General features: G+C 44.0%; 19 protein-coding genes. 4 read left to right on the top strand and 15 right to left on the bottom strand.

Annotated elements, in window-relative coordinates:
- Nucleotides 1–61: 61 nt before the first annotated feature.
- The gene (locus ACAM39_RS04835) at nucleotides 62–1,717 is read right to left on the bottom strand and encodes an NAD(P)H-hydrate dehydratase (protein ID WP_369628418.1); all 1,656 of its coding nucleotides are present in this window, start codon (nucleotides 1,715–1,717) and stop codon (nucleotides 62–64) included.
- A 70-nt stretch (nucleotides 1,718–1,787) separates the two neighbouring features.
- Between ACAM39_RS04835 and queG the strand changes: the two genes are divergently transcribed.
- Nucleotides 1,788–2,915, top strand: a complete 1,128-nt coding sequence (gene queG / locus ACAM39_RS04830; protein WP_369628417.1) for a tRNA epoxyqueuosine(34) reductase QueG — start codon at nucleotides 1,788–1,790, stop codon at nucleotides 2,913–2,915.
- Here queG and ACAM39_RS04825 read toward each other — a convergent pair.
- Nucleotides 2,912–3,490 (bottom strand): DUF924 family protein, encoded by a 579-nt coding sequence (locus ACAM39_RS04825; protein WP_369628416.1) that lies wholly within the window; start codon nucleotides 3,488–3,490, stop codon nucleotides 2,912–2,914. The genes queG and ACAM39_RS04825 overlap by 4 nt on opposite strands.
- A 115-nt stretch (nucleotides 3,491–3,605) precedes the next feature.
- On the opposite strand from ACAM39_RS04825, the gene ACAM39_RS04820 reads away from it, so the two are divergent.
- Genes ACAM39_RS04820 through tgt form a run of 3 tightly spaced genes read left to right on the top strand, consistent with a single transcriptional unit; the run spans nucleotide 3,606 to nucleotide 6,461 of the window.
- Nucleotides 3,606–4,187 carry an acyl-CoA thioesterase gene (locus ACAM39_RS04820; RefSeq protein ID WP_369628415.1) on the top strand — a complete coding sequence of 194 codons (582 nt, stop codon included), beginning with the start codon at nucleotides 3,606–3,608 and terminating at the stop codon, nucleotides 4,185–4,187.
- 7 nt (nucleotides 4,188–4,194) lie between these two features.
- Nucleotides 4,195–5,268: a tRNA preQ1(34) S-adenosylmethionine ribosyltransferase-isomerase QueA gene (queA, locus tag ACAM39_RS04815; protein WP_369628414.1), complete on the top strand. Its 1,074-nt coding sequence runs from the start codon at nucleotides 4,195–4,197 to the stop codon at nucleotides 5,266–5,268.
- 56 nt (nucleotides 5,269–5,324) lie between these two features.
- The gene (tgt, locus tag ACAM39_RS04810) at nucleotides 5,325–6,461 is read left to right on the top strand and encodes a tRNA guanosine(34) transglycosylase Tgt (protein ID WP_369628413.1); all 1,137 of its coding nucleotides are present in this window, start codon (nucleotides 5,325–5,327) and stop codon (nucleotides 6,459–6,461) included.
- 124 nt (nucleotides 6,462–6,585) lie between these two features.
- Here the strand turns inward: tgt and lpxA are convergent, their stop codons facing one another.
- From lpxA to rimO, 13 genes are all read right to left on the bottom strand, one after another.
- On the bottom strand, nucleotides 6,586–7,362 hold the full coding sequence (gene lpxA, locus ACAM39_RS04805) for an acyl-ACP--UDP-N-acetylglucosamine O-acyltransferase (RefSeq protein ID WP_065252572.1): 777 nt from the start codon (nucleotides 7,360–7,362) through the stop codon (nucleotides 6,586–6,588).
- Between the two features lie 229 nt (nucleotides 7,363–7,591).
- The gene (gene fabZ, locus ACAM39_RS04800; protein WP_100269875.1) at nucleotides 7,592–8,107 is read right to left on the bottom strand and encodes a 3-hydroxyacyl-ACP dehydratase FabZ; all 516 of its coding nucleotides are present in this window, start codon (nucleotides 8,105–8,107) and stop codon (nucleotides 7,592–7,594) included.
- 129 nt (nucleotides 8,108–8,236) lie between these two features.
- Complete coding sequence (gene lpxD / locus ACAM39_RS04795) at nucleotides 8,237–9,289, bottom strand: UDP-3-O-(3-hydroxymyristoyl)glucosamine N-acyltransferase (RefSeq protein ID WP_369628412.1); 1,053 nt, start codon at nucleotides 9,287–9,289, stop codon at nucleotides 8,237–8,239.
- 109 nt (nucleotides 9,290–9,398) lie between these two features.
- Nucleotides 9,399–9,911 (bottom strand): OmpH/Skp family outer membrane protein, encoded by a 513-nt coding sequence (locus tag ACAM39_RS04790; RefSeq protein WP_369628411.1) that lies wholly within the window; start codon nucleotides 9,909–9,911, stop codon nucleotides 9,399–9,401.
- 13 nt (nucleotides 9,912–9,924) lie between these two features.
- A complete protein-coding gene (bamA, locus tag ACAM39_RS04785; RefSeq protein ID WP_369628410.1) occupies nucleotides 9,925–12,318 on the bottom strand; it encodes an outer membrane protein assembly factor BamA in 2,394 nt (797 codons plus the stop codon).
- Between the two features lie 332 nt (nucleotides 12,319–12,650).
- Complete coding sequence (gene rseP, locus ACAM39_RS04780) at nucleotides 12,651–14,018, bottom strand: RIP metalloprotease RseP (protein WP_369628409.1); 1,368 nt, start codon at nucleotides 14,016–14,018, stop codon at nucleotides 12,651–12,653.
- Nucleotides 14,019–14,145: 127 nt separating this feature from the next.
- Entirely contained in the window at nucleotides 14,146–15,366 is a 1,221-nt protein-coding gene (gene ispC / locus ACAM39_RS04775; RefSeq protein WP_369628408.1) for a 1-deoxy-D-xylulose-5-phosphate reductoisomerase, read from the bottom strand.
- 263 nt (nucleotides 15,367–15,629) lie between these two features.
- A complete protein-coding gene (locus ACAM39_RS04770; protein WP_369628407.1) occupies nucleotides 15,630–16,517 on the bottom strand; it encodes a phosphatidate cytidylyltransferase in 888 nt (295 codons plus the stop codon).
- 19 nt (nucleotides 16,518–16,536) lie between these two features.
- Complete coding sequence (uppS, locus tag ACAM39_RS04765) at nucleotides 16,537–17,277, bottom strand: polyprenyl diphosphate synthase (protein ID WP_369628406.1); 741 nt, start codon at nucleotides 17,275–17,277, stop codon at nucleotides 16,537–16,539.
- A gap of 44 nt (nucleotides 17,278–17,321) precedes the next feature.
- A complete protein-coding gene (frr, locus tag ACAM39_RS04760; protein ID WP_007116803.1) occupies nucleotides 17,322–17,876 on the bottom strand; it encodes a ribosome recycling factor in 555 nt (184 codons plus the stop codon).
- Nucleotides 17,877–17,937: 61 nt separating this feature from the next.
- On the bottom strand, nucleotides 17,938–18,666 hold the full coding sequence (gene pyrH / locus ACAM39_RS04755) for a UMP kinase (protein WP_219298637.1): 729 nt from the start codon (nucleotides 18,664–18,666) through the stop codon (nucleotides 17,938–17,940).
- Nucleotides 18,667–18,879: 213 nt separating this feature from the next.
- Complete coding sequence (locus tag ACAM39_RS04750) at nucleotides 18,880–19,224, bottom strand: DMT family transporter (protein ID WP_369628405.1); 345 nt, start codon at nucleotides 19,222–19,224, stop codon at nucleotides 18,880–18,882.
- 14 nt (nucleotides 19,225–19,238) lie between these two features.
- On the bottom strand, nucleotides 19,239–20,726 hold the full coding sequence (gene rimO / locus ACAM39_RS04745) for a 30S ribosomal protein S12 methylthiotransferase RimO (RefSeq protein ID WP_369628404.1): 1,488 nt from the start codon (nucleotides 20,724–20,726) through the stop codon (nucleotides 19,239–19,241).
- Nucleotides 20,727–20,913 lie beyond the last annotated feature (187 nt).

The raw sequence follows: 20,913 nt of genomic DNA, 5'->3' as shown, positions 1-20,913 counted from the left end.
AGGTTAAAGGTGAGTGAATTCTCACCTTTTTTCTATCGAACCTTCTTAACCTGCCGTGATTTTAATCTTGCGTGATTTGATGGATGATGTCACCGATTGCCGATGCCATGTGATTGGCTTGCAACGCATATTCACCCATTTTTTCTGCTAACGTATCACCTGCTTTGGCATGTATGAGCACGGCGGTTCGCATGGGTGCCGCAATTGCTTGCCCCAATAAGCCCGCCATCAGACCTGCCAAGCAGTCGCCCATGCCAGCCGTTGCCATACCGGCATTGCCCAAGCCGCAGATATCAATACAGTCTCGTTCAAAACTGTCACCCTCAAGACTGGCACGTTCAAGCACAATTGTTTGTGCCCCTTTGATAAGCCAATTGCCCCCATAGTGGTGAGCTAATGCCCGAATCGCGCTGATTTTGTCTCGATCAATGTCGGCATAGGGTTGATTGAGCAAACGTCCTGCTTCCGCTGAATGCGGCGTTAGGTAAAACCGTTGGTTTGACTGTCCCAATCGTGGTTGAATGGGAGTATTTAAACCGTCACTCGTACCTGCCCAATCTGCCAAATGGTATAAACCATCGGCGTCAATAACACATCGCTTTTCTGATTGTTTGATGGCCGTAAGATACTGGTCAAATAAATCCAGCGTTACTTTATCTCTACCCAGACCCATGCCGATGGCAACCACATCCACCGCGTTAATCAGCTCGATGATGCTAGCGATATGGTGTAAATCCGCGGTCATGGCATTGGGCAAAGCGGTGACAATGGCTGGATGAAAATCACGATGACAAGCAACAGTGACTTTGCCTGCACCACTACTCAATGCTGCACTGGCGGCTAATATCGCCGCCCCTGCCATGCCATGCCCATCCTGTGACCGATTGCCACCGATAATGAGTACATGACCATACGTACCTTTATGGCTCACCTGATGACGTTGTGGCAAGTTAGGTAGATTCGTGTGTAACAAGATGCCCGATTGCTCAACAGGGAGCAAAGGCACATCAATCACAGTGCCAACATAATCTTTACTATCCCCCATATGCAGTCCGACTTTTCGCCCGATTAGACAAAGTGTCTTATCTGCCTTAACCGCCGTATCATCATATACTTCGCCCGTAGCGGCATTAAGTCCGCTGGGTACATCGATGCTGATGACTTGACAAGGGTGAACTTGCTTGCGGTATTGATTAATCCAATTGATGATTGTCTGATAATCAGCGCTAGGCTTGCCATCGAGTCCAATCCCCAACAACCCATCAATCACCACATCATAATGATAGCTTAAACCAAGCTCATAGAATGGCTGTAAAAATGCTGTCAACGTCAGATATTTTGGCGCATTTGCACCGTTTGACTGATACAGGTGCTTTGCTGTTTGGCTGTCGAGGGTGGTAGGCGCTGCGACTTGTACTAGGGTAACTGACCAATGTGGGCAAAGCTGGTTGACATAATGCGCCACCAACCAAGCATCGCCGCCATTATTACCCGCGCCTGCCACTACCAATACCGATTTTTGAGGGTGACTGCTTTTTTGATTGCTACTTTCCTGCTTGATGATGTGTGCAAGTTGCCATGCAGCTTGTTGCATCAAGGCAAAACTGTCATTTTTGCTAAACCAGTTTTTTTCAATGTCATAAATTTGTTTGGGGCTATATAAGGCAATGGCGTTTTGCATCACAGTATTTTTATCCGTCTGTGCATTACTTTGCATAAGATGATCCAATGATGTTGTAGGTGTTTATTTTGCTATAATAGCATTTTAATTTTATTTGGTTGTTGGCATGTTGGACACTACAAATGAACTCAATGCACTCAAGGGCTGGATAAAGGCGCAAGCCAAGGCGTTGGGGTTTGCTGATTGTGGCTTTGTGCATCCCGCCAATCCCATCTTTAGCAAACAGCTTGATGCCTTGCAAACCTGGCTAGCACAAGGTAAACATGGCGATATGCTGTTTTTTGAAGACAATCATGATAAACGTGCTAACCCTGCCCTGTTAGTTGACAAGACGCAAAGTATCATTAGCGTGCGTTTAGATTATTTGGTCACGCCGCCGCCTAAACGCAGTGTGCCAGACAACGAGCGCCCAAACTCAGCGATTATTGCCCGCTATGCTCGAGGACGTGATTATCATAAAACCATGCGAGGGTTACTAAAAACCCTAGCCAGACTGATTCAAGACAAACTAACCACCGATTATCCGCAATATGCCAACGACTTTGTATTTCGCCCCTTTAGCGACTCCGCGCCTATATTTGAGCGCGCGTTGGCTGAGCAAGCAGGTTTGGGCTGGACAGGCAAACACACCTTGCTGATTCATCCACAAGCGGGGTCATTTTTTGTGTTGGGGGAATTATTCACCAGCTTGCCTTTGGCAGAGGATAAAAAGCAAATCGAAACCACATTATCGCATTGTGGCAGTTGCCGTGCTTGTATTCATGTCTGCCCTACCCATGCCATCCGCAAAACACCCACCGGGCATTATGATGTCGATGCACGGCGGTGTATTTCGTATTTAACCATTGAACTAGATGGCAAAATCCCTGTAGAACTTCGCCCCAAAATTGGCAATCGTATTTTTGGCTGTGATGATTGTCAGTTGATTTGTCCTTGGAATAAATTTGCCAGATTAGCGACGATTGAGGATTTTAATCCCCGTCACCGTTTAGATGAGGTGTCACTGCTTGAGTTATGGGCGTGGGATGCACAGGATTTTTTGACAAAAACTGAAGGCTCGCCAATTCGCCGCACGGGCTACGACAACTTTATGCGCAATGTGGCAGTAGCCTTGGGCAATGCACCATTTAGCCAAGCAATTATTGACAAACTGCAACAAAAACGCCCCATGCTAAGCGAAAACACACAAGAACATATTGATTGGGCGACCCAGCAACAACTTAGTAAAAGTTAAAATGATGAGTTGGGTTGTTGTAAAAAGGCGATTTCCTCATCACTGGATTGTCTACCCAAAATCGCATTGCGGTGCGGATAACGCCCAAATCTTTCAATAATGGCTTGATGCTTATATTCAAACGCTAACGTATCGGCACTGGCGTATTTTTTAAACAGTGGCAACGCCTGCTGATGAATGTTTGCCGATTCCGAATGCATAAAAGGCATTAAAGCAAAATTGCGTTCGTCTTGATTTAACTTGTCAAAATCTGGCTGTTTGACGATTTCTTGTGCCAATACTAACGCCATGCCATCTTGGGCAAAAGCTTGTGAAGAATCTCGAAAAATATTGCGCGAAAACTGGTCCAATACAATGATTTCCGCCAGTCGCCCTTTTGTACTGGCTCGCCAATCCCATAACTCGCCTCGTTTGGCTTGCTCAAGTGTGGCTAAAAATTTAGCCGTTACCGTTTTATCAAAATCCTCATCTTTGGCAAACCAAAATGGCTTAGTATTTTCCTGCAACCAAAAATCTAATACTTTTTTAGCGTCCGCTGATAAGGGTTGCGCTGCTACCTGTGATTGATTGGTCATTTGCTTTCCTTTTGTAGGGTAATTATAGTGACTTGTCGGGTAATGATAGTGACAAATTTTGCTAAACAAGCGCGATTTACCTATAATGTGGCACAAATTTAGATTGAGAACAACCATGTATCCTTTTTTACGACTGGGCACCCATGCCATCAAAAGCGTGATTAAACAAAAACAAGGTCATTCGCTTCAATTAACCGATACCAGCGAAATCACCTTGACCGCTAATATCAACGACATTGACCATTTTTTTGAAATGAACAACGGGCGTATTTTTACCCTGTTTGATTTGGGGCGAAACGATCTTGCCATTCGCTCAGGGCTTGCCAAAAAATTATTCAAACACCGCTGGGGGCTGGTGGTCGCTGGTAGCACCATCCAATATCGTAAGCGTGTTCGTTTATTTGATAAGGTCACCATCAAAACCCGACTGATAGCTGTTGATGAGCGCTGGTTTTATATTGAACAAAGCATGTGGGTCAAAGGTCAGCCGACTTGCTCTGCGCTGCTGCGCACCGGTATCACCAACATCGTGACTGGCAAGGTTTTGCCGACTGAGCAAGTGCTCAGCGCATTGGATTATAAAGATATCAATATGCCACCTAATGACTGGGTCAAAGCTTGGTCAGACGCCGATAAAATCCGCCCATTTCCTAAAGCCAATGTCCACCTTGCCAAAGATTCTGCTATCACCGAGTAACCCATAAATGCCTTTAACTTTAGATGATTTTGATTATCAACTGCCCGATGAACTCATTGCCCGCTATCCGTTACCGGTGCGCTCCGCATCTCGATTGCTGTATTTACCTGCCCATGGTCAGCCCAAAGACCAACAATTTGTGGATTTGCCAGAGTTGTTAAACGCTGGTGACTTGGTGGTGTTTAATGACACCAAGGTCATGAAAGCAAGGCTGTTTGGGCAAAAAGCCAGTGGCGGCGCGGTCGAAGTATTGGTCGAGCGTATTTTGCCCGATGATGCTAGTAGCAACCAAAAGCACACCGCTTTGTGTCATGTACGCGCCAGCCGCAGCCCAAAAGAGGGGCAAACGTTGAGCCTTGCCGATGGTAACATTCATGCCACAGTAATGGGGCGTGAGGACAATTTATTTTTGCTAGCGTTTGACCAACCGATATTGCCTGTGCTTGAACACTATGGTGAACTGCCGATTCCGCCCTATTTTGAGCGCCATGCCGATGACAATGACGAAACCCGTTATCAAACGGTATTTCATGACCCAGCCAAACTTGCCAGCGTAGCCGCACCGACGGCAAGCCTGCATTTTGATGATAACGTATTGGCTGCCTTCAAGTCCAAAGGCATCAATACCGCCTTTGTCACCTTGCATGTCGGCGCAGGCACATTTGCCCCTGTCAAGACAGAGGATATTTTGCGCCATAAAATGCACTCAGAATATGCCGAGTTGCCCCAAGCGACTGCTGATTTGATTAACCAAACTAAAGCCCGTGGCGGGCAAGTGATTGCAGTCGGTACCACGGTGACACGGGTATTAGAAACGGCGTTTCAAAAAACCGCCAGTTTTGAAAACCCAATGCTATCGGCTTGGTCAGGTGACACCGATATTTTTATTTATCCGTCATTTAGATTTGGGGTGATTGATAAGCTCATCACCAATTTTCATTTGCCAAAATCCACGCTATTGATGCTGGTGTCAGCGTTTGCAGGCAGTGAGCCCATCAAACAGGCTTATCAGCACGCCATCGAGCAACGATATCGTTTCTTTAGTTACGGTGATGCGATGTTGTTGGAAAAAATGGTATAATTTCAACCTTTTATGATTTTAACTTTTTAAAAAACCTGTTACAGAAACTTTAGATTATGCAATTTACCTTACATAAAAACGCTACAGGCGAGAGCCGTGCTCGCCGTGGTACGGTTCATCTCGCTCATGGCGATGTGCAAACCCCTGCCTTTATGCCTGTCGGTACTTATGGCACCGTCAAAGGCATGCTGCCGCGCGATATCCACGAAATCGGCGCCGAAATCATCTTGGGCAATACCTTTCATTTGTGGCTGCGCCCAACGACCGATGTCATTGACAAATTTGGCGGCTTACATGACTTTATCGGTTGGAACAAACCGATTTTAACCGATTCGGGCGGTTTTCAAGTCTTCAGCCTTGGTGCAATGCGTAAAATCGTCGAGGAAGGTGTGCATTTTCGCTCGCCTATTGATGGCGCAAAGGTGTTTTTATCTCCCGAAATATCGATGCAAATTCAATATTCACTGAACTCAGACATCGTCATGCAGTTTGATGAATGCACGCCTTACCCTGCGACGCCTAGCGAAGCGGATACATCGCTTGAACTATCACTGCGTTGGGGCGAGCGCTGTAAAAATGAGCATGAAAAACTGGGTAACAAGAATGCTTTGTTTGGTATCATCCAAGGCAGTATGTATCGCAACCTTCGCGAAAAGTCCCTAGAAGGGTTGCTCGCTATTGGCTTTGATGGTTATGCCATTGGTGGACTGTCAGTCGGTGAGCCAAAAGAAGAAATGATGGCGGTGCTTGATTACTTACCCGATGATATGCCCGCCGACAAGCCTAGATACCTGATGGGCGTGGGTAAGCCTGAAGATATCGTGGAAGCGGTACGCCGCGGTGTTGATATGTTTGATTGCGTGATGCCAACACGTAATGCACGAAACGGTCATTATTTCACCACTTTTGGCGCCGTTAAAATTAAAAATGCGGTGCACCGTTTTGACCAAAGTCCGCTTGATAGTGCGTGTGATTGTTATACTTGTCAGAATTTTAGCCGCGCCTATTTGCATCATTTGTTCAAGTGCAATGAAATGCTATCGGCACAGTTGGGCACCATACACAATTTACGTTACTATCAGCGCTTGATGGCAGATATTCGTCAGTCTATTGAAGATGATAAGTTTGATGCGTTTGTCGATACTTTTTATCAGCAGCAAAACTTACCAAAACCTGATTTGCATTTGACCTAAAAACACATAAAAAAAGAGCCGATTTGGCTCTTTTTTACTTTTTATAAGCTGCTGTGGATACGCTAAATAGCAACGCTATCTTTCCTTACTACCTTATCTTACCACGTTATCTGACTAAACCACGTTATCTGACTAAACCACGTTCGCTATGAATCAGGGAATCCAATAGCAATTGTACCAAAGGTTCTTGGGGTAATAGCTGCTCGGTCACTGCTACAATGGCTTCTTCCTTGGTCAGTCCTGAACGGAAAATCACCCGATAAGCTTGTCGCAGATAATCAATAGTCTGCTTTGACCAACCTTTACGGCGCATGCCTTCGATATTAAGACCATGGCTTTTGGCAGGGTTACCCGATACCATGTTAAAAGCCGCAACATCTTTTAAAATCAAGCTGGCGCCACCAATCAAACTATAATCATCAATGCTACAAAATTGGTGAATACCTGAATTACCACCAACAATCACATGGTTACCAATGCGGACATGCCCTGCAATCCCCACGTTATTAGCCACAATGTTGTCGCTCCCAATCACGCAATCATGCGCAATATGGGTATTGACCATAAACAGATTACGGCTACCAACGCGTGTGATGCCTTTATCTTGTACCGTGCCGCGATGAATGCTACAGGCTTCGCGAATGCGATTGTCATCGCCAATTTCTAGCCACGTCTCCTCGCCTTGGTATTTGAGATCTTGGCAATCTTCGCCGATGCTAGCGAATTGAAAAATCTGGTTACGCTCACCGATACGGGTAAACTTGCTAATGACGACATGGGGGTGAAGCACGGTCTGTGCCCCAATTGTGACATGTTCACCAATAATACAATACGGCCCTATCTTGACCGACGGGTGTATCGTTGCAGTGGCATCAATAATCGCCGTTGGGTGAATCGTCATGAAAAATCCTTATACCAGCCCACTATTCAAGAAGAACTAAAAATACAGGTTTAGCTAAAACCATAGGCAAAGCTAACTATAAACAGCAGGTTAAAATAAAAACGACATTATAGCATTTTTACTAAAGTATGCCATTTTTATCAAGGATTTTGCTTAACTTAAACAGATTTTATCGATACAGCTTATTAAAAACGCGCCTTATTCAAGCCATATAAAAATGAGGTTAAAGTCATGACTGGTGATATTGGGTACGCTGCTCTGCAATGGTGATTTCTGCACTGGCTGCCAACTCATCGCCCACGCACGCTGTGCAACTAAATTTATAGATACTGTGACGCTCCATGGTCTTTTTGGCGCGTAAAATAAGCTGGTCACCGGGGATGACTTGACGTTTAAAACGTACTTTATCGACCCCAGCGAACAGATAAATATAGCCATCTCTTGGTTTGACATTTTTGCTGATAAAACCCAGTACACCCGCCACCTGCGCCATGGCTTCAATCATTAACACACCTGGCATGATAGGCTCTTCAGGAAAGTGACCATTAAAAAAAGGCTCGTTAATGGTGATGTTTTTAAGACCGGTAATCCACTCATTGGGTTTTACCGCAGTGACTCTGTCTAATAGCATAAAAGGATAACGGTGAGGCAGATAATCACGTAACACAACGGCATTGATAGGTAATGTCACCCCAATCTGTGCAAGGCTTGCGATGTCTTCATCAATCAACTTATCAAAATCCATGGATATATCCTTTATACTTTTAAATCATCTTTATCAAAAAAATAGATTTGTGAAAAACAACCATTGTAACGGTTTTAAGATTGAGTTTACAGTTGTTTTCTCAAATTATTTGATGGATAAACGTAACGATTAACTTTTTGGTTTGCCAAGTTGCTTAAAATTAATATACGCTCTTTTCCATAAACTATTGGGCATCACTGGCATGCCTGAAGAATATACACCCGGTTGGTGAATCGATTTGGTCACCATCGTCATGCCGGTAATCGTGACATCATCACAAATTTTGATATGACCTGCAAAACCTGATGCGCCACCAATCATGCAGCGTTTACCAATTTCTGTGCTGCCAGCAATCCCCACGCACGCTGCAATCGCCGTGCCAGCACCAATGTGCACATTGTGGGCAATTTGCACCAAATTATCGATAATGACATGATTACCGATAACCGTATCATTCAGCGCGCCGCGATCGATACAGGTATGGCTGCCTACGCTGACATGATCACCCAATACCACTCGCCCTAATTGGTGAATTTTTTGCCAACCTGCTTCATCTGTACTGCCTTTAGGAGCAAAGCCAAACCCGTCATTGCCAATGCTGGCATGACTGTGCAAGCTGACATGTTTACCCAATACACAATCATGCCCGATGTACACGTGCGGCGCAATTAAGCTACCTTCGCCAATCACGACATTGGGCTGAATATTGACTTGGGCATCAATCTTGACGCCATCACCAATGACACAGTTATCACCGATTTGGCTATACGCCCCAATACGCACATTGTCGCCCAATTGCAGATTGTTACCCAAAATGGCAGTGGGGTGAATCAAACTATCCGATAAATTAGGGTTGACTGTCTGATGATACGCTTGGGTCGGTTCAAACAATGCTGTCAGTTTGGCATACGCGGCATAAGGTGATTTGACAACGATGGCAACGCTATGGCTTGGGCTTTTTTCCTGCAAAGATGCGGGGACTAGCACAGCGCCAGCGCCCGTGGTTTGCAATTTTGATTCAAATAGAGGATTGGCGATAAACGTGATATCGGTTTCGGTGGCATCGTCAAGGGAAGCAATTTTGGAAATTTGTTTCTGCAAATTTTGGTCGGTTTGCACATCCCCTTGGTCAATGACGTCACTAGCTAAAAAATCCAAAATTTGTGCGAGGGTGAACGCCATTTGATTACTCCAATCGTTTGCTTAAAATTTGCCTTAATTTTACACACAAAATAAAAAACGCAATAGTCGAATATTGCGTTTTTGCTAAAACCTCTAAGCTTAAAAAATATTATTTTACTTGATCGTTAATCGCTTTGGTAAAATCTGCCGTTACATCCCATTCAGGTTTGACATAACTAACGGTTCTATCACGATTATCAATGAGCACATCAATATTTTTTTGACGCACAATATTTTCTTTAATGGCTTGGATTTTGGGGAGAATTCGCTGCATCACTTCTGCCTCATTGGTATCAATGATGGACTGGATTTGACTGGCAACCTGTTCATAGTTTTGTAGGTTGGTTTGAATTTGCTTACGCAAATCATCTTTTTGTGCTTGGGTCATCTGAGTATTTTGCGTGGCATATTGTTTTTGCAAACGCTCAACGGTCGCTTTATAGCTATCAAGCTGCTGCTGCTTTGGTTTGACCGCCGCTTGCACCACGCCAATTTTGGTTTTAGCGATGTTAGTATTATTGATGGCAACTTGGGAATTCCAAACCGCAACGGTATTGGCAAACACTGGCATTGCCAATACACTTAAAATACTTGCTGTGGCTAACTGAGTGATTATTTTCATATACATAGACCTTTTAGAATGTACGTCCAATTTCGAACTGTACATTGTCGACTTTATCTTTATCTTTATCATTAAGCGGAACAGCATAGCTTAATGAGATTGGACCAATTGGGGTAATCCAAGTGAAGCCTGCCCCCGCGCTAAAACGCATGTTATTGTCTTTTTCATTTAATAGCGATACGGTATTGCCACCCACTGTGACTTTTTGGTCATATTTATTGGTGGTGTCAAACACTTGTGCCCCTTCAACAAATAACACCGGACGGATTTGGTCTGCCCAATCGCCTTTAAACGGCATCGGCAAGATTAATTCAGTACCCATTTGCGCGAGTGCATTACCGCCAATCTCTTCTGGGTAATTATCGACCCCACTATTATTTTTCACTGGGTAATAACGATTACTGGTAGGGCCTAAAGTGGCATTCTGATAACCACGCACTGAGCCATAACCCCCTGCGAAGAAATTTTTCCAGAAAGGTAAATCGTTACCATATCCTAACTTGGTATAACCGCGTAGTACGGTATTTTTTAGGAATGGGCGATAGTAGTTTCCTTGATAGACCAGTTTTTGGTAAGTGGCATCACCGAAGGCCAGTTCCAAATTGACGTTATGTGACATACCGTTGGTTGGAAAACGCCCACGGTCAAGCGTGTTCATATTCCAGCCTAAATTTAGGCTCGCGGTATTAAATGGGTCTGATTCGAATGATTCATTGCCATCAGAGTCTGAACCTACTTGCAGAGCACCTTCGTCTTTTAAGTATTGATAGTTTGATACCGCTAACAAAGCACCTGCTTTGATTGTGGTACTATCAAGTGTGAGACCGGCACTTAAACTCTTATTTTCATCAATCGGATAGCTAAAACCTAAGGTGCCGCCATACGAATCGGTGACATAGTTTGAAATGTTTTTGCTGTCATATTTGGTTCTGCGGGCATAAATACTGGCACTTTGCGATATCCCATCTGGGGTAAAGTACGGGTTGGTATAGCCCAAATTATAACTATCTAACGTCTGAGAACGCGATAACGAAATATTGACCTGATTACCTGTACCCAAAAAGTTGGATTGACTTAAACCTGCTTGGAAAGTGATACCACCACTTTGTGAATAACCAGCCGCAATGGTACTAGTCCCTGATGGTTGCTCCTCTACTGCGACATTGATATCCACCTGATCGGGGGTGTTAGGGACAGGTTTGACATCCATGTTGACAGTTTTGAAGAAGCCTGTACGCATCAAACGCGTGCGCGACAAATCGATTTTTTCATTGGCGGCCAATGCGCCTTCCATTTGGCGCATTTCTCGGCGCAATACTTCATCTGCGGTTTTATTGTTACCGGTAAAATTGATACGGCGAACATACACAGGGCGCACAGGGTCAATAAAGAAATCGACATCTACCGTGCGAGTATCTTCATTGATACGCGGCACTGGGCGGATTTGGGCAAAATAGTAGCCATCGTTACCATACAATGTGCCTAGATTTTGTAAGGTTGTCGTCATTTGACGTTGTGAATAACGCTCACCTGGCTTAAATGCCACTTGCTTACGAAGCTTGTCGGTATCGTAGTTGGGCGTACCCATAAAATTGACATTGCCAAATTTATACTGCTCACCTTCGGTAAGATTGAGCTCAATAAACACTTTATCTTTTTCTGGACTTAAATTAATGGTGGCATCATTGATGGTGAATTTGACGAAGCCCGCATTTTGGTACATGGCGGTGACATTTTCTAAACTTGCCGCAAGCTTTTCTTTGGCATAGCGGTCAGATTTGCTAATCACATTGACCCATGAGCTTTCTTTGATGCTCATCGCTTGTCTGATTTCTTTGTCGCTAAAATGTTTGTTACCAATCACCTTGATATCGACAACACGCGCCGCCTTACCTTCAACAAAATTAAATTTAAGCGCAACGCGGTTATTGTCTAAGGGCGTTTGGGTTACCTTAACTTCGCTATTATAATAACCTTGCTGATTATATTGCTGTTTTAGCTCATTTTGGACTTGCTCAACCGTCGCCTGTTTTAACACATTGCCTTCTACGATGCCAATACGTTTTAGGCCTTCGGTCAATGCTTCTTTTGGAATGAGTTTATTACCGTCATAAGTAACATTTGCGATAATTGGGCGCTCTACCACGTCAAATACCAACTTATTGCCTGATTGGGATGCTTTAACGTCTGAGAAATTGCCAGTTTCATAGAGGGCTTTGATACTAGCTGCGATATTGGTATCGTTTGCTACTTCACCGGTATTGACAGCAAGCACTGGATAGAGGTTATCAGCGGATACCTGTGTCAATCCATTAAATTGAATATCGCTCACGGTAAAATTTGCCGCTTGTGCATACGAGGTAACGAGTGCTAACGGTGCAACCAAAAATAACGCTGAATTTCGCATATAACTTGTTTCCGAATTGACGACTGCCCAAAGATAATGCATGAAACCTGTCACTTTTAGGTATCCAAACTTAGTTAGCCAAAGGTATTTATCTAGGTTTGATAATCTAAATTTGGTAATCTAAGTTTAGTTTGCTAAAAATGACAAATGCTATCAAAAAGGGTGACTTAATTAAACTTCTAGTAATAGTTTGTCTTTGATGTGTAGCTTGTATTATCAAAGTACAAGAGATCCGTAAATAAATTTTACTGGCATAAGGTAAGCTAAATTTTGCGTAAAGTCTAGCGAAAAAACAAAACTACAAATCAATATTTTAGCCAAATTTGGGTCGATTAAAACAAGCGTGAGATATCGTTACCAATCGCCAACAGCATGAAACCTGCAAGCAAAACTAAACCGATATTCATTCCCATCATTTGTATTTTTTCGGGCATGGGTTTACCAAAAATAGCCTCATAGGCATACATGACAATATGACCCCCATCAAGGACAGGTACGGGTAATAAATTGAGCACAGCAAGGCTTAAACTGATAATCGCCATAAACGACAATACCGCTTCCCAACCGATGCTAAAACTTTGATTGGCGACTTTGGCAATGGTAATAGGACCTGATAGGTTCTCTACCCCAATGGTGCCCGTCAACATTTTACCCATTGATTTGAGGGTCATGGCACTTAAATCGACAGTTTGATGCACGGATTTTTCGACCGCTTGGATGGGCGTATATTGAATAGTTTTTATGTACTCAGGTGGCGGCGTAACCTTAGATGCCGCTGCAGCTGCGCCAATTTGTCCAAATCGATTGCCCATGGTATCTTTTTTTGCTTGTGGCATAACTTTTAAGGGGATGATTTTGCCTTGGCGCTGTACTTCAAGGGTTAATAACTGCTCGGGGCTTGATTTGACAACTTGTGAAAACGCAAGCCAATCGCTCACTGGTTGACCGTTGACACGGGTGATGGTATCACCGACTTGCAGACCTTGACGCGCAGCAGCGCTATTTGGGACAATTTCACCGATTACCGCCGGAATTTTTGGTTGCCATGGAATCGCGCCTAGACTATCAATGGGGTTGGTTGCTTTACCCGCTTCTACTTTCATAAAGCGCTGTATCGGCACGGCAACATTGGTTGGACCTTGCGCGCCATTTACCGTCAAATTAACTTGCCCCGACTCGCCCATGCGATCGGCTAACGCATAGTTAATATCTTGCCAGCTTTGAATGGGTTTATTATCGACCGCAACAATTTCGTCACCGACTGTGAGACTGGTTTGACTGACAGGTGAGTTGGGTAAAATACTGCCGACTTTGGTCGCCAATACTTGGGTTGGAGTGATAAATAGCAGCCAATACAAAAAAATCGCAATCAGTAAGTTCATCACCGGACCTGCTGCGACGATGGCGATTTTTTTCCAAGGTTTTTGGTTATTAAAGGCTAAATGACGTTCAGCTGGATTGACTTTGCCTTCTCGCTCATCGAGCATTTTGACATAACCGCCAAGCGGAATTGCAGAGAGAGCATAATTAATCCCAGTTTTTTTACTGGTCCAGCTTAGCAGCTTTGGACCAAACCCAATTGAATAGGTCAATACCTTGACACCGCATAGCCGAGCGACAATATAGTGCCCCCACTCATGTAGCGCAACCAAAGGTCCTAATACCACAATCGCAGCTAAAACGGTCAAGATGAAATTCATGGCTATCCTTTTGACAAAATCACAGGCTAAAAATAATTTAACTATCGTTATCTTGATAAGTTATGTAGTCATTCTTAACGATTATCAACCAGTGTTGCCAACTATTTTTAAACTTTTTTAGCACTGTTTAAGCGTTTAAAGCGGCAATACATTGGTGTGCTTGTTCACGGCTTAGTTTATCGACCGCCAAAATCGCTTGCAATGACCCAATCGGCTGTTTTTCGGCTTGCAATAGCACTTTTTCATTGATATCAGCAATATCGGTTAAACAGATGTCGCCATCCAAAAACGCTTGAACGGCTATCTCATTACTGGCATTTAATGCGATACACGCATAGCTGCCTTGTTGCATGGCTTGATAAGCCAACCCTAAGCATTTAAACTTTTCTAAATCAGGTCGGACAAAATTTAAATTACTTAACTTAAAAATATCTAATCGTTCCACCCCACTACTGATACGATTGGGGTATGCCATGGCATGGGCAATGGGGGTACGCATATCAGGACTGCCCAGCTGCGCTAAAAAACTACCATCGTTGTATTCAACCATAGAGTGCACGATGCTTTGCGGATGAATGACCACTTCAATCTCAGAGACCGGCATATCAAATAAAAAACTTGCTTCAATCAGCTCCAAGCCTTTATTCATCATAGTAGCACTATCTACCGATATTTTTTGCCCCATGGACCAGTTGGGGTGTTTGACAGCCTCTGCCACGCTGGCGCGTTTCATATCATCGAGTGTTTTGTGTAAAAACGGTCCACCTGAGGCCGTTAACCAAAGCTTCTTAATACCATGGTTATCATCATGAATGGCATTGCGCTGTTGTTGTACCGCGGTAGGCAAACATTGAAAAATGGCATTGTGCTCGCTATCAATTGGCAGCAATTTGGCATTTGATTGCTTAACGGCTTTAATCATCAGCTCACCTGCCATCACTAATGCTTCTTTATTGGCGAGCAAAATAGTTTTACCCGCGTTAGCCGCTGCCAACGTTGATGGCAAGCCTGCAGCGCCGACGATAGCCGCAACCACCATGTCCACTTCTGCTAACGTGGCAAGCTCGGCCAAACCTTGTTCACCAATCAAAATCTTGCAGTCCAGATTAGCCTCGCTGAGCATCTGCGCAAATGTTGTTTCCTTTTCTTTAGCAACACAAACATAAGTTGGCTCAAATTGCTGGCAAATGCTCAACAGTTTATCCAGCCGTGAAAACCCTGTCACCCCGACCACGTTATACAAATCAGGATGCTGACTGACGACCGATAGCGTACTATCGCCGATAGAGCCTGTTGCGCCCATGATAGCAATGTTTTTTTGCGGTATAGTGTGATTTGAAGATAGCATTACAATGACCTAGTAAGTTGCGGGCAGACGGCGGTTAAACCTATATTTGCATTTACAGCGGCAAATTGCCACTGTGATAAGCATATTAACACGCGAGAAAATTTTTAAGCAGCAATCAACAAGCAGTTGCGCAAAAAAAGATTGAATGAAAAAAAGCTTGCATTTATTAGCAGATTGAACAAATTGATATTGGCTAGATGGGTATTGAACAGATTAATATTAAGCAGGAGTGAAAATTTTTGAAAGCTAAACCCAATGTAGTATTAAATTAAGCCGTAAAATTTCATCGCCCAAAACCCTAACGCAAAAATTGGCACGGCTGAAAGCTGCGAATCAATACGATCAAGAATGCCTCCATGTCCTGGCAACAATGCCCCGGCATCTTTGACACCTGCATGGCGCTTTAGCATACTTTCAAATAAATCACCGAACACGGACATGATGATAGTGAGCAGCGATAAGAGCAAAAACACGCCAATAGCCATCATCGACCAATCGTTTAACAACCCAAAGGATACACCAATCACCACAAGCGTACCCGTGGCAAGTCCACCTAATAAGCCTTCCACACTTTTATTGGGTGAGACGTGCGGGGACATTTTGCGTCTGCCAAGTTTTCGTCCGACAAAATAAGCACCGCTATCCGCGCACCACACCAATACAAACACATATAGCAGCCACCAAGCTGAAAGTGACCACAGATAATACATCGCAGTAATGGCAGATGACAGTATAATCATACCGATGACGTATAAATGCTTACCATACCAAGCTTGCGTATTATTGGGATAACGGCGAATCCAGCCAATCGCTACCGACCAAATCAGCGCCGCAACCATCCAAAAGAACACCCAAGAGGCTATACTGCCAGTTAGCTTTGCCATCACCAATAACACACTGACAATCCCTAGAATTAAAAGGGTATACATATAATTGATTGGCTTGGCAGGTTTGGTGGGAATTTGGGTGGTAGGCGGTACATAACTGCCAGAATTTTGTTCAAGTGACGGCATGAGCTTTGACCACTCAAAAGCCCCAAAGCCTGCACCGACTAACAATAGCGGCAACATCAAAATAGGCTCGCGGGTAGCAAACATCGCAGCGCCAACAATCACTAACAAAATAATGGCGGTTCTAATGCGTTCCCACATGACAGTTCCTATTGATTAACTAAAAGCTCAAACCTAATAATTGCTCGCTGGTCTTACCAAATCGACGCTCACGACCCATAAAAATATCAATCATTTGGTCTAATTCAGCTGCCTTGAAATCTGGCCAAAGCGTTTCGGTAAAAAATAACTCAGCATACGCACATTGCCAAAGGAGAAAATTAGAAATGCGGTAATCACCCCCTGTACGGATTAACATATCAACGGCGGGTAAATCCGATAGCGACAGGTGGCGTGCAAAATCGTCTTGGGTAATAGCCTCGGCAGTAAGCGCGCCTTCTTCCACTTGTTTGGCAACTTGGCGGCAGGCATTGACGATGTCCCACTGACCGCCGTAGCTGATAGCAATCACCAAACTCATCTTAGTAAAGTGGGCAGTTTGCTCTTCTGCATCTTGCATAATCGCGCGTAAATGCGGCGTCAAGGTACTCCTGTCACCGATAAAGCGCAAAGAAATTTGATGACGCAGCATTCGCGGTAATTGGTCATGGACGGTTTGCTCAAGTAGCTTCATCAATAGCGCCACTTCATTGGCTGGGCGCTGCCAATTTTCGCTAGAAAAAGCAAATACCGTCAATGCACGTATACCAATATCCATGCAATGCTCAACCAAAGGGTCTAAATTATCTTTGCCGGCAATATGCCCGCCACCGGTTGGTAGCCCATGTGCTTTGGCATAGCGGTTATTGCCATCCATAATGATGGCAATATGTTGTGGCATTGCTGCCTTTGACTCAACCATGACCTACTTCTTATGAATTGGTTCTTTTGTTGGATAAATAACGATTAAACGGCCATTAACTCTGCTTCTTTGCTAGAGAGCATTTTATCAATGCTATCAATGTATTTATCGGTCATTTTTTGGATGTCGTCATTGGCGCGGCGTTCATCGTCTTCTGAGATTTGCTTGTCTTTTACTAAGGCTTTTAAGGCATTGTTGGCATCACGGCGAGCATTACGCACGGATACACGGCGCTCTTCGGCTTCATGACGTGCCAATTTTTGCATATCTTTACGGGTTTCTTCTGTCAATGCGGGTAGTGGTACTCGAATCACTTCTGCGCTCATTGGGTTAAGACCCAAATCTGATTCACGAATTGCTTTGTCGACTGCCTGCACCATGCTACGGTCAAAAGGCTGCACTAATAGGGTACGCGAGTCTTCAACGTTGATGCTCGCCACTTGATTAAGTGGCATCTCAGAGCCATAGTAAGACACCATCACACCCTGCAAAATACCAGGATGGGCACGGCCTGTACGTAATTTACTAAAGGCATTTTCTAAGGCTTCAATCGCCTTTTTCATTTTGTCTTCGCCTTGTTTTTTAATATCGTTAATCATGTTGTGTCCTTTTAAAACTATGTATGTCAAATTTATAAAGTATTTTAGTGTATCAACTATTTTAGTGATTGATAACTTTGGTGCCTTCTGACTCGCCCATCACCACATGAAGTAGCGCATTGGGTTTTGCCATATCAAATACTTGCAGCGGTACGTTATGCTCACGCAGCAACGCAATCGCAGTCAAATCCATCACCCCCAATTTTTGATCTAGCACTTGGTCAAAGGTAAGTTCGTCGTATTTGACGGCATCATCATGGGTATTTGGGTCTTTGTTATACACACCATCGACTTTGGTCGCTTTTAGGATTAAATTGGCTTCAATCTCGATGCCACGTAAACATGCTGCGGTATCCGTAGTAAAAAACGGATTGCCGGTACCTGCGACAAACACGCACACTTCATTGTTCTGTAAATAGCGAATAGCGTTGCGGCTGCTGTAGTTTTCAGTCACTTCGCCAATTGGCAAGGCTGACATCAAACGGCATTTGATATTACGGCGCTCTAGGGCGTCACGCATCGCCAAGCCATTCATTACGGTCGCAAGCATACCCATTTGGTCGCCTGTGACACGGCCCACCAAGCCTTGTTTTTGTAGCGCAGCGCCACGATACAAGTTGCCACCACCGACCACGATACCCACTTGCACACCCAATCCTACCAAGTGCGCAATCGCAAGACTCATGTTGTCTAATACGCCTGAATCAATCCCCATATCATTTTTGCCTGCCAGGGCCTCGCCAGAGAGTTTGAGCAAAATACGTTGGTAACGGGGAGCTTTATCAGACATGGTTGACCTCTTGTTGGCTGTTGGATAGCAAATAATACAAATGGCGAAATTTTAACAAAATTAACGGTTTTTAGATAGTGTAAAGATAATTTCAACAGTCATTTTAATTTTTACCCTACTCTCACATTGAAAATTCAGTCGGTTTTAGCCATTAAGCTATCGAGTCGCTATATCCAAGGTACTATATTAATGTGTGGATTATTAAAGCGTGGATTAATGCGTGGCTGAATGAGAAAAAAGATTAATCACCATCACACCCAATACAATTAGACTCATGCCCGCGATGGCGGGTAAATCCAATTTGTTACCCAAAATAAAGTACCCAATGATAGCGGTTAACACAATACCTACCCCTGACCAAATGGCATAAGCAATCCCCAGTGGTATGATTTTTATGACTTGTGAAAGAAGATAAAAAGCAATGCCAAAACAAATCATGGTAATGATAGTGGGCAAGGGTTTGCTAAACCCCTCTGATTTTGCCAAAAAAGTTGAACCAGTCACTTCACTAATAATCGCAATCGCTAAAAGACTATACGCTAACATTGATTGAGACATGACAATCCTTATCCTTATAACAGTTCACCTGTAAAACTGGCAAAAAGGTCATACTCATTGGCTTCATCAATGGTGACGGTCAAAAATTCACCGACTTTAACTGATGCATCAATATTATCTACATACACGTGACCGTCAATTTCTGGCGCATCGGCATAGCTACGGCAAATGGCGATATTTTCTTCTTCATCAATCTCATCCACCAACACTTTTAAGGTTTTACCGACTTTCTCAGCCAGTTTTTCGGCACTGATTTGTTGCTGTAGCGCCATCAGTCGTTCATAGCGTTGTTGTTTGATAGCGTCTGGCACAGGGTTCGGTAAATCGTTTGCCGCCGCGCCTTCTATTTCTGAATAGGTAAACGCCCCCACTCTGTCTAATCGCGCCTCTTTGAGCCAGTCGAGCAAATACTCAAAATCTTCTTCCGTCTCCCCAGGGAAACCCACCACAAAAGTGGAACGAATGACAATATCGGGGCAAATCGAGCGCCAAGTTCTGATGCGCGCCAGTACGTTTTCGCTATGCGCGGGACGTTTCATGGCTTTGAGCACATTGGGGCTGGCATGTTGGAACGGGATATCAAGGTATGGCAGTAGCTTATCTTCACTCATCAGTTTGACCACAGCATCGACATGCGGGTAAGGATAGATGTAATGCAAACGCACCCAAATGCCCAGTCGATTCAATGCCTCGCACATATCGTAAAATTTGGATTTGATGGGCATGCCATTCCAAAAACTGGTTTTGTATTTAAGATCTACGCCATAGGCTGAGGTATCTTGCGAGATGATTAATAGCTCTTTGACGCCTGCGTTTTTGAGCGCAGCCGCTTCAGTCATGATACTGTCAATCGGGCGACTAACAAGGTCTCCACGAAAGCTTGGGATGATACAAAATGTGCAACGGTGGTTACAGCCTTCGGATATTTTGACATAAGCATAATGTTTTGGCGTAAGCTTAATGCCCGCATCATTGATTAGGTCGATTTTTGGGTCGTACGTTTTTGATGGCGCAGGTTTTGGCACATAATGCGACACGGCATTGACGACTTCTTCATAGGCATGTGCGCCAGTCACCGCAAGCACGGCTGGGTGCATGGTTTTGATTTTTTCGGCATCTTTGCCAAGGCAGCCGGTGACAATCACCTTGCCGTTTTTGGTAATTGCCTCACCAATGGCGTCAAGCGATTCTTGCACCGCAGATTCGATAAAGCCACAAGTATTGACCACCACCAAATCTGCACCATCATAGTCACTGGCGACTTGGTAGCCATCACGGCTAAGCTCGGTGATAATGCGCTCGCTATCCACCAAGGCTTTGGGGCAACCAAGCGACACAAAACCAATCTTAGGCGCTTTTATCGTTGCTATATCTTGAGCCAGTTGGTGCGCCGTTTGGCTGGCGCTTTGACCTAAAGTACGGTTTTCATTATGATTGGCTTGATGGTGGGTAGCAGGTTTATTGGTAGATTGGGGATTAAAAACTTGCGGTTGGCTTGGCATGACTTTCACTTTTAAAAAATTTAATCTGACTATTTTACTAAGTTTTGCTGTTTTTACCAAATCAACTTTTTAATTTTTCATCGACTCAAATTAATTGTATAGGTAAAAATTTCAAATGTTAAAAAAATCAATCTATTGTTCATAACCTATTGTTCGTAAAATACCTATCAACTGTAGCACTCCCAAT

Origin of the sequence: Moraxella sp. K02, from assembly GCF_041154755.1 — a bacterium.
Lineage (GTDB): Bacteria > Pseudomonadota > Gammaproteobacteria > Pseudomonadales > Moraxellaceae > Faucicola.
This window is presented reverse-complemented; position numbering and strand designations above follow the sequence as displayed.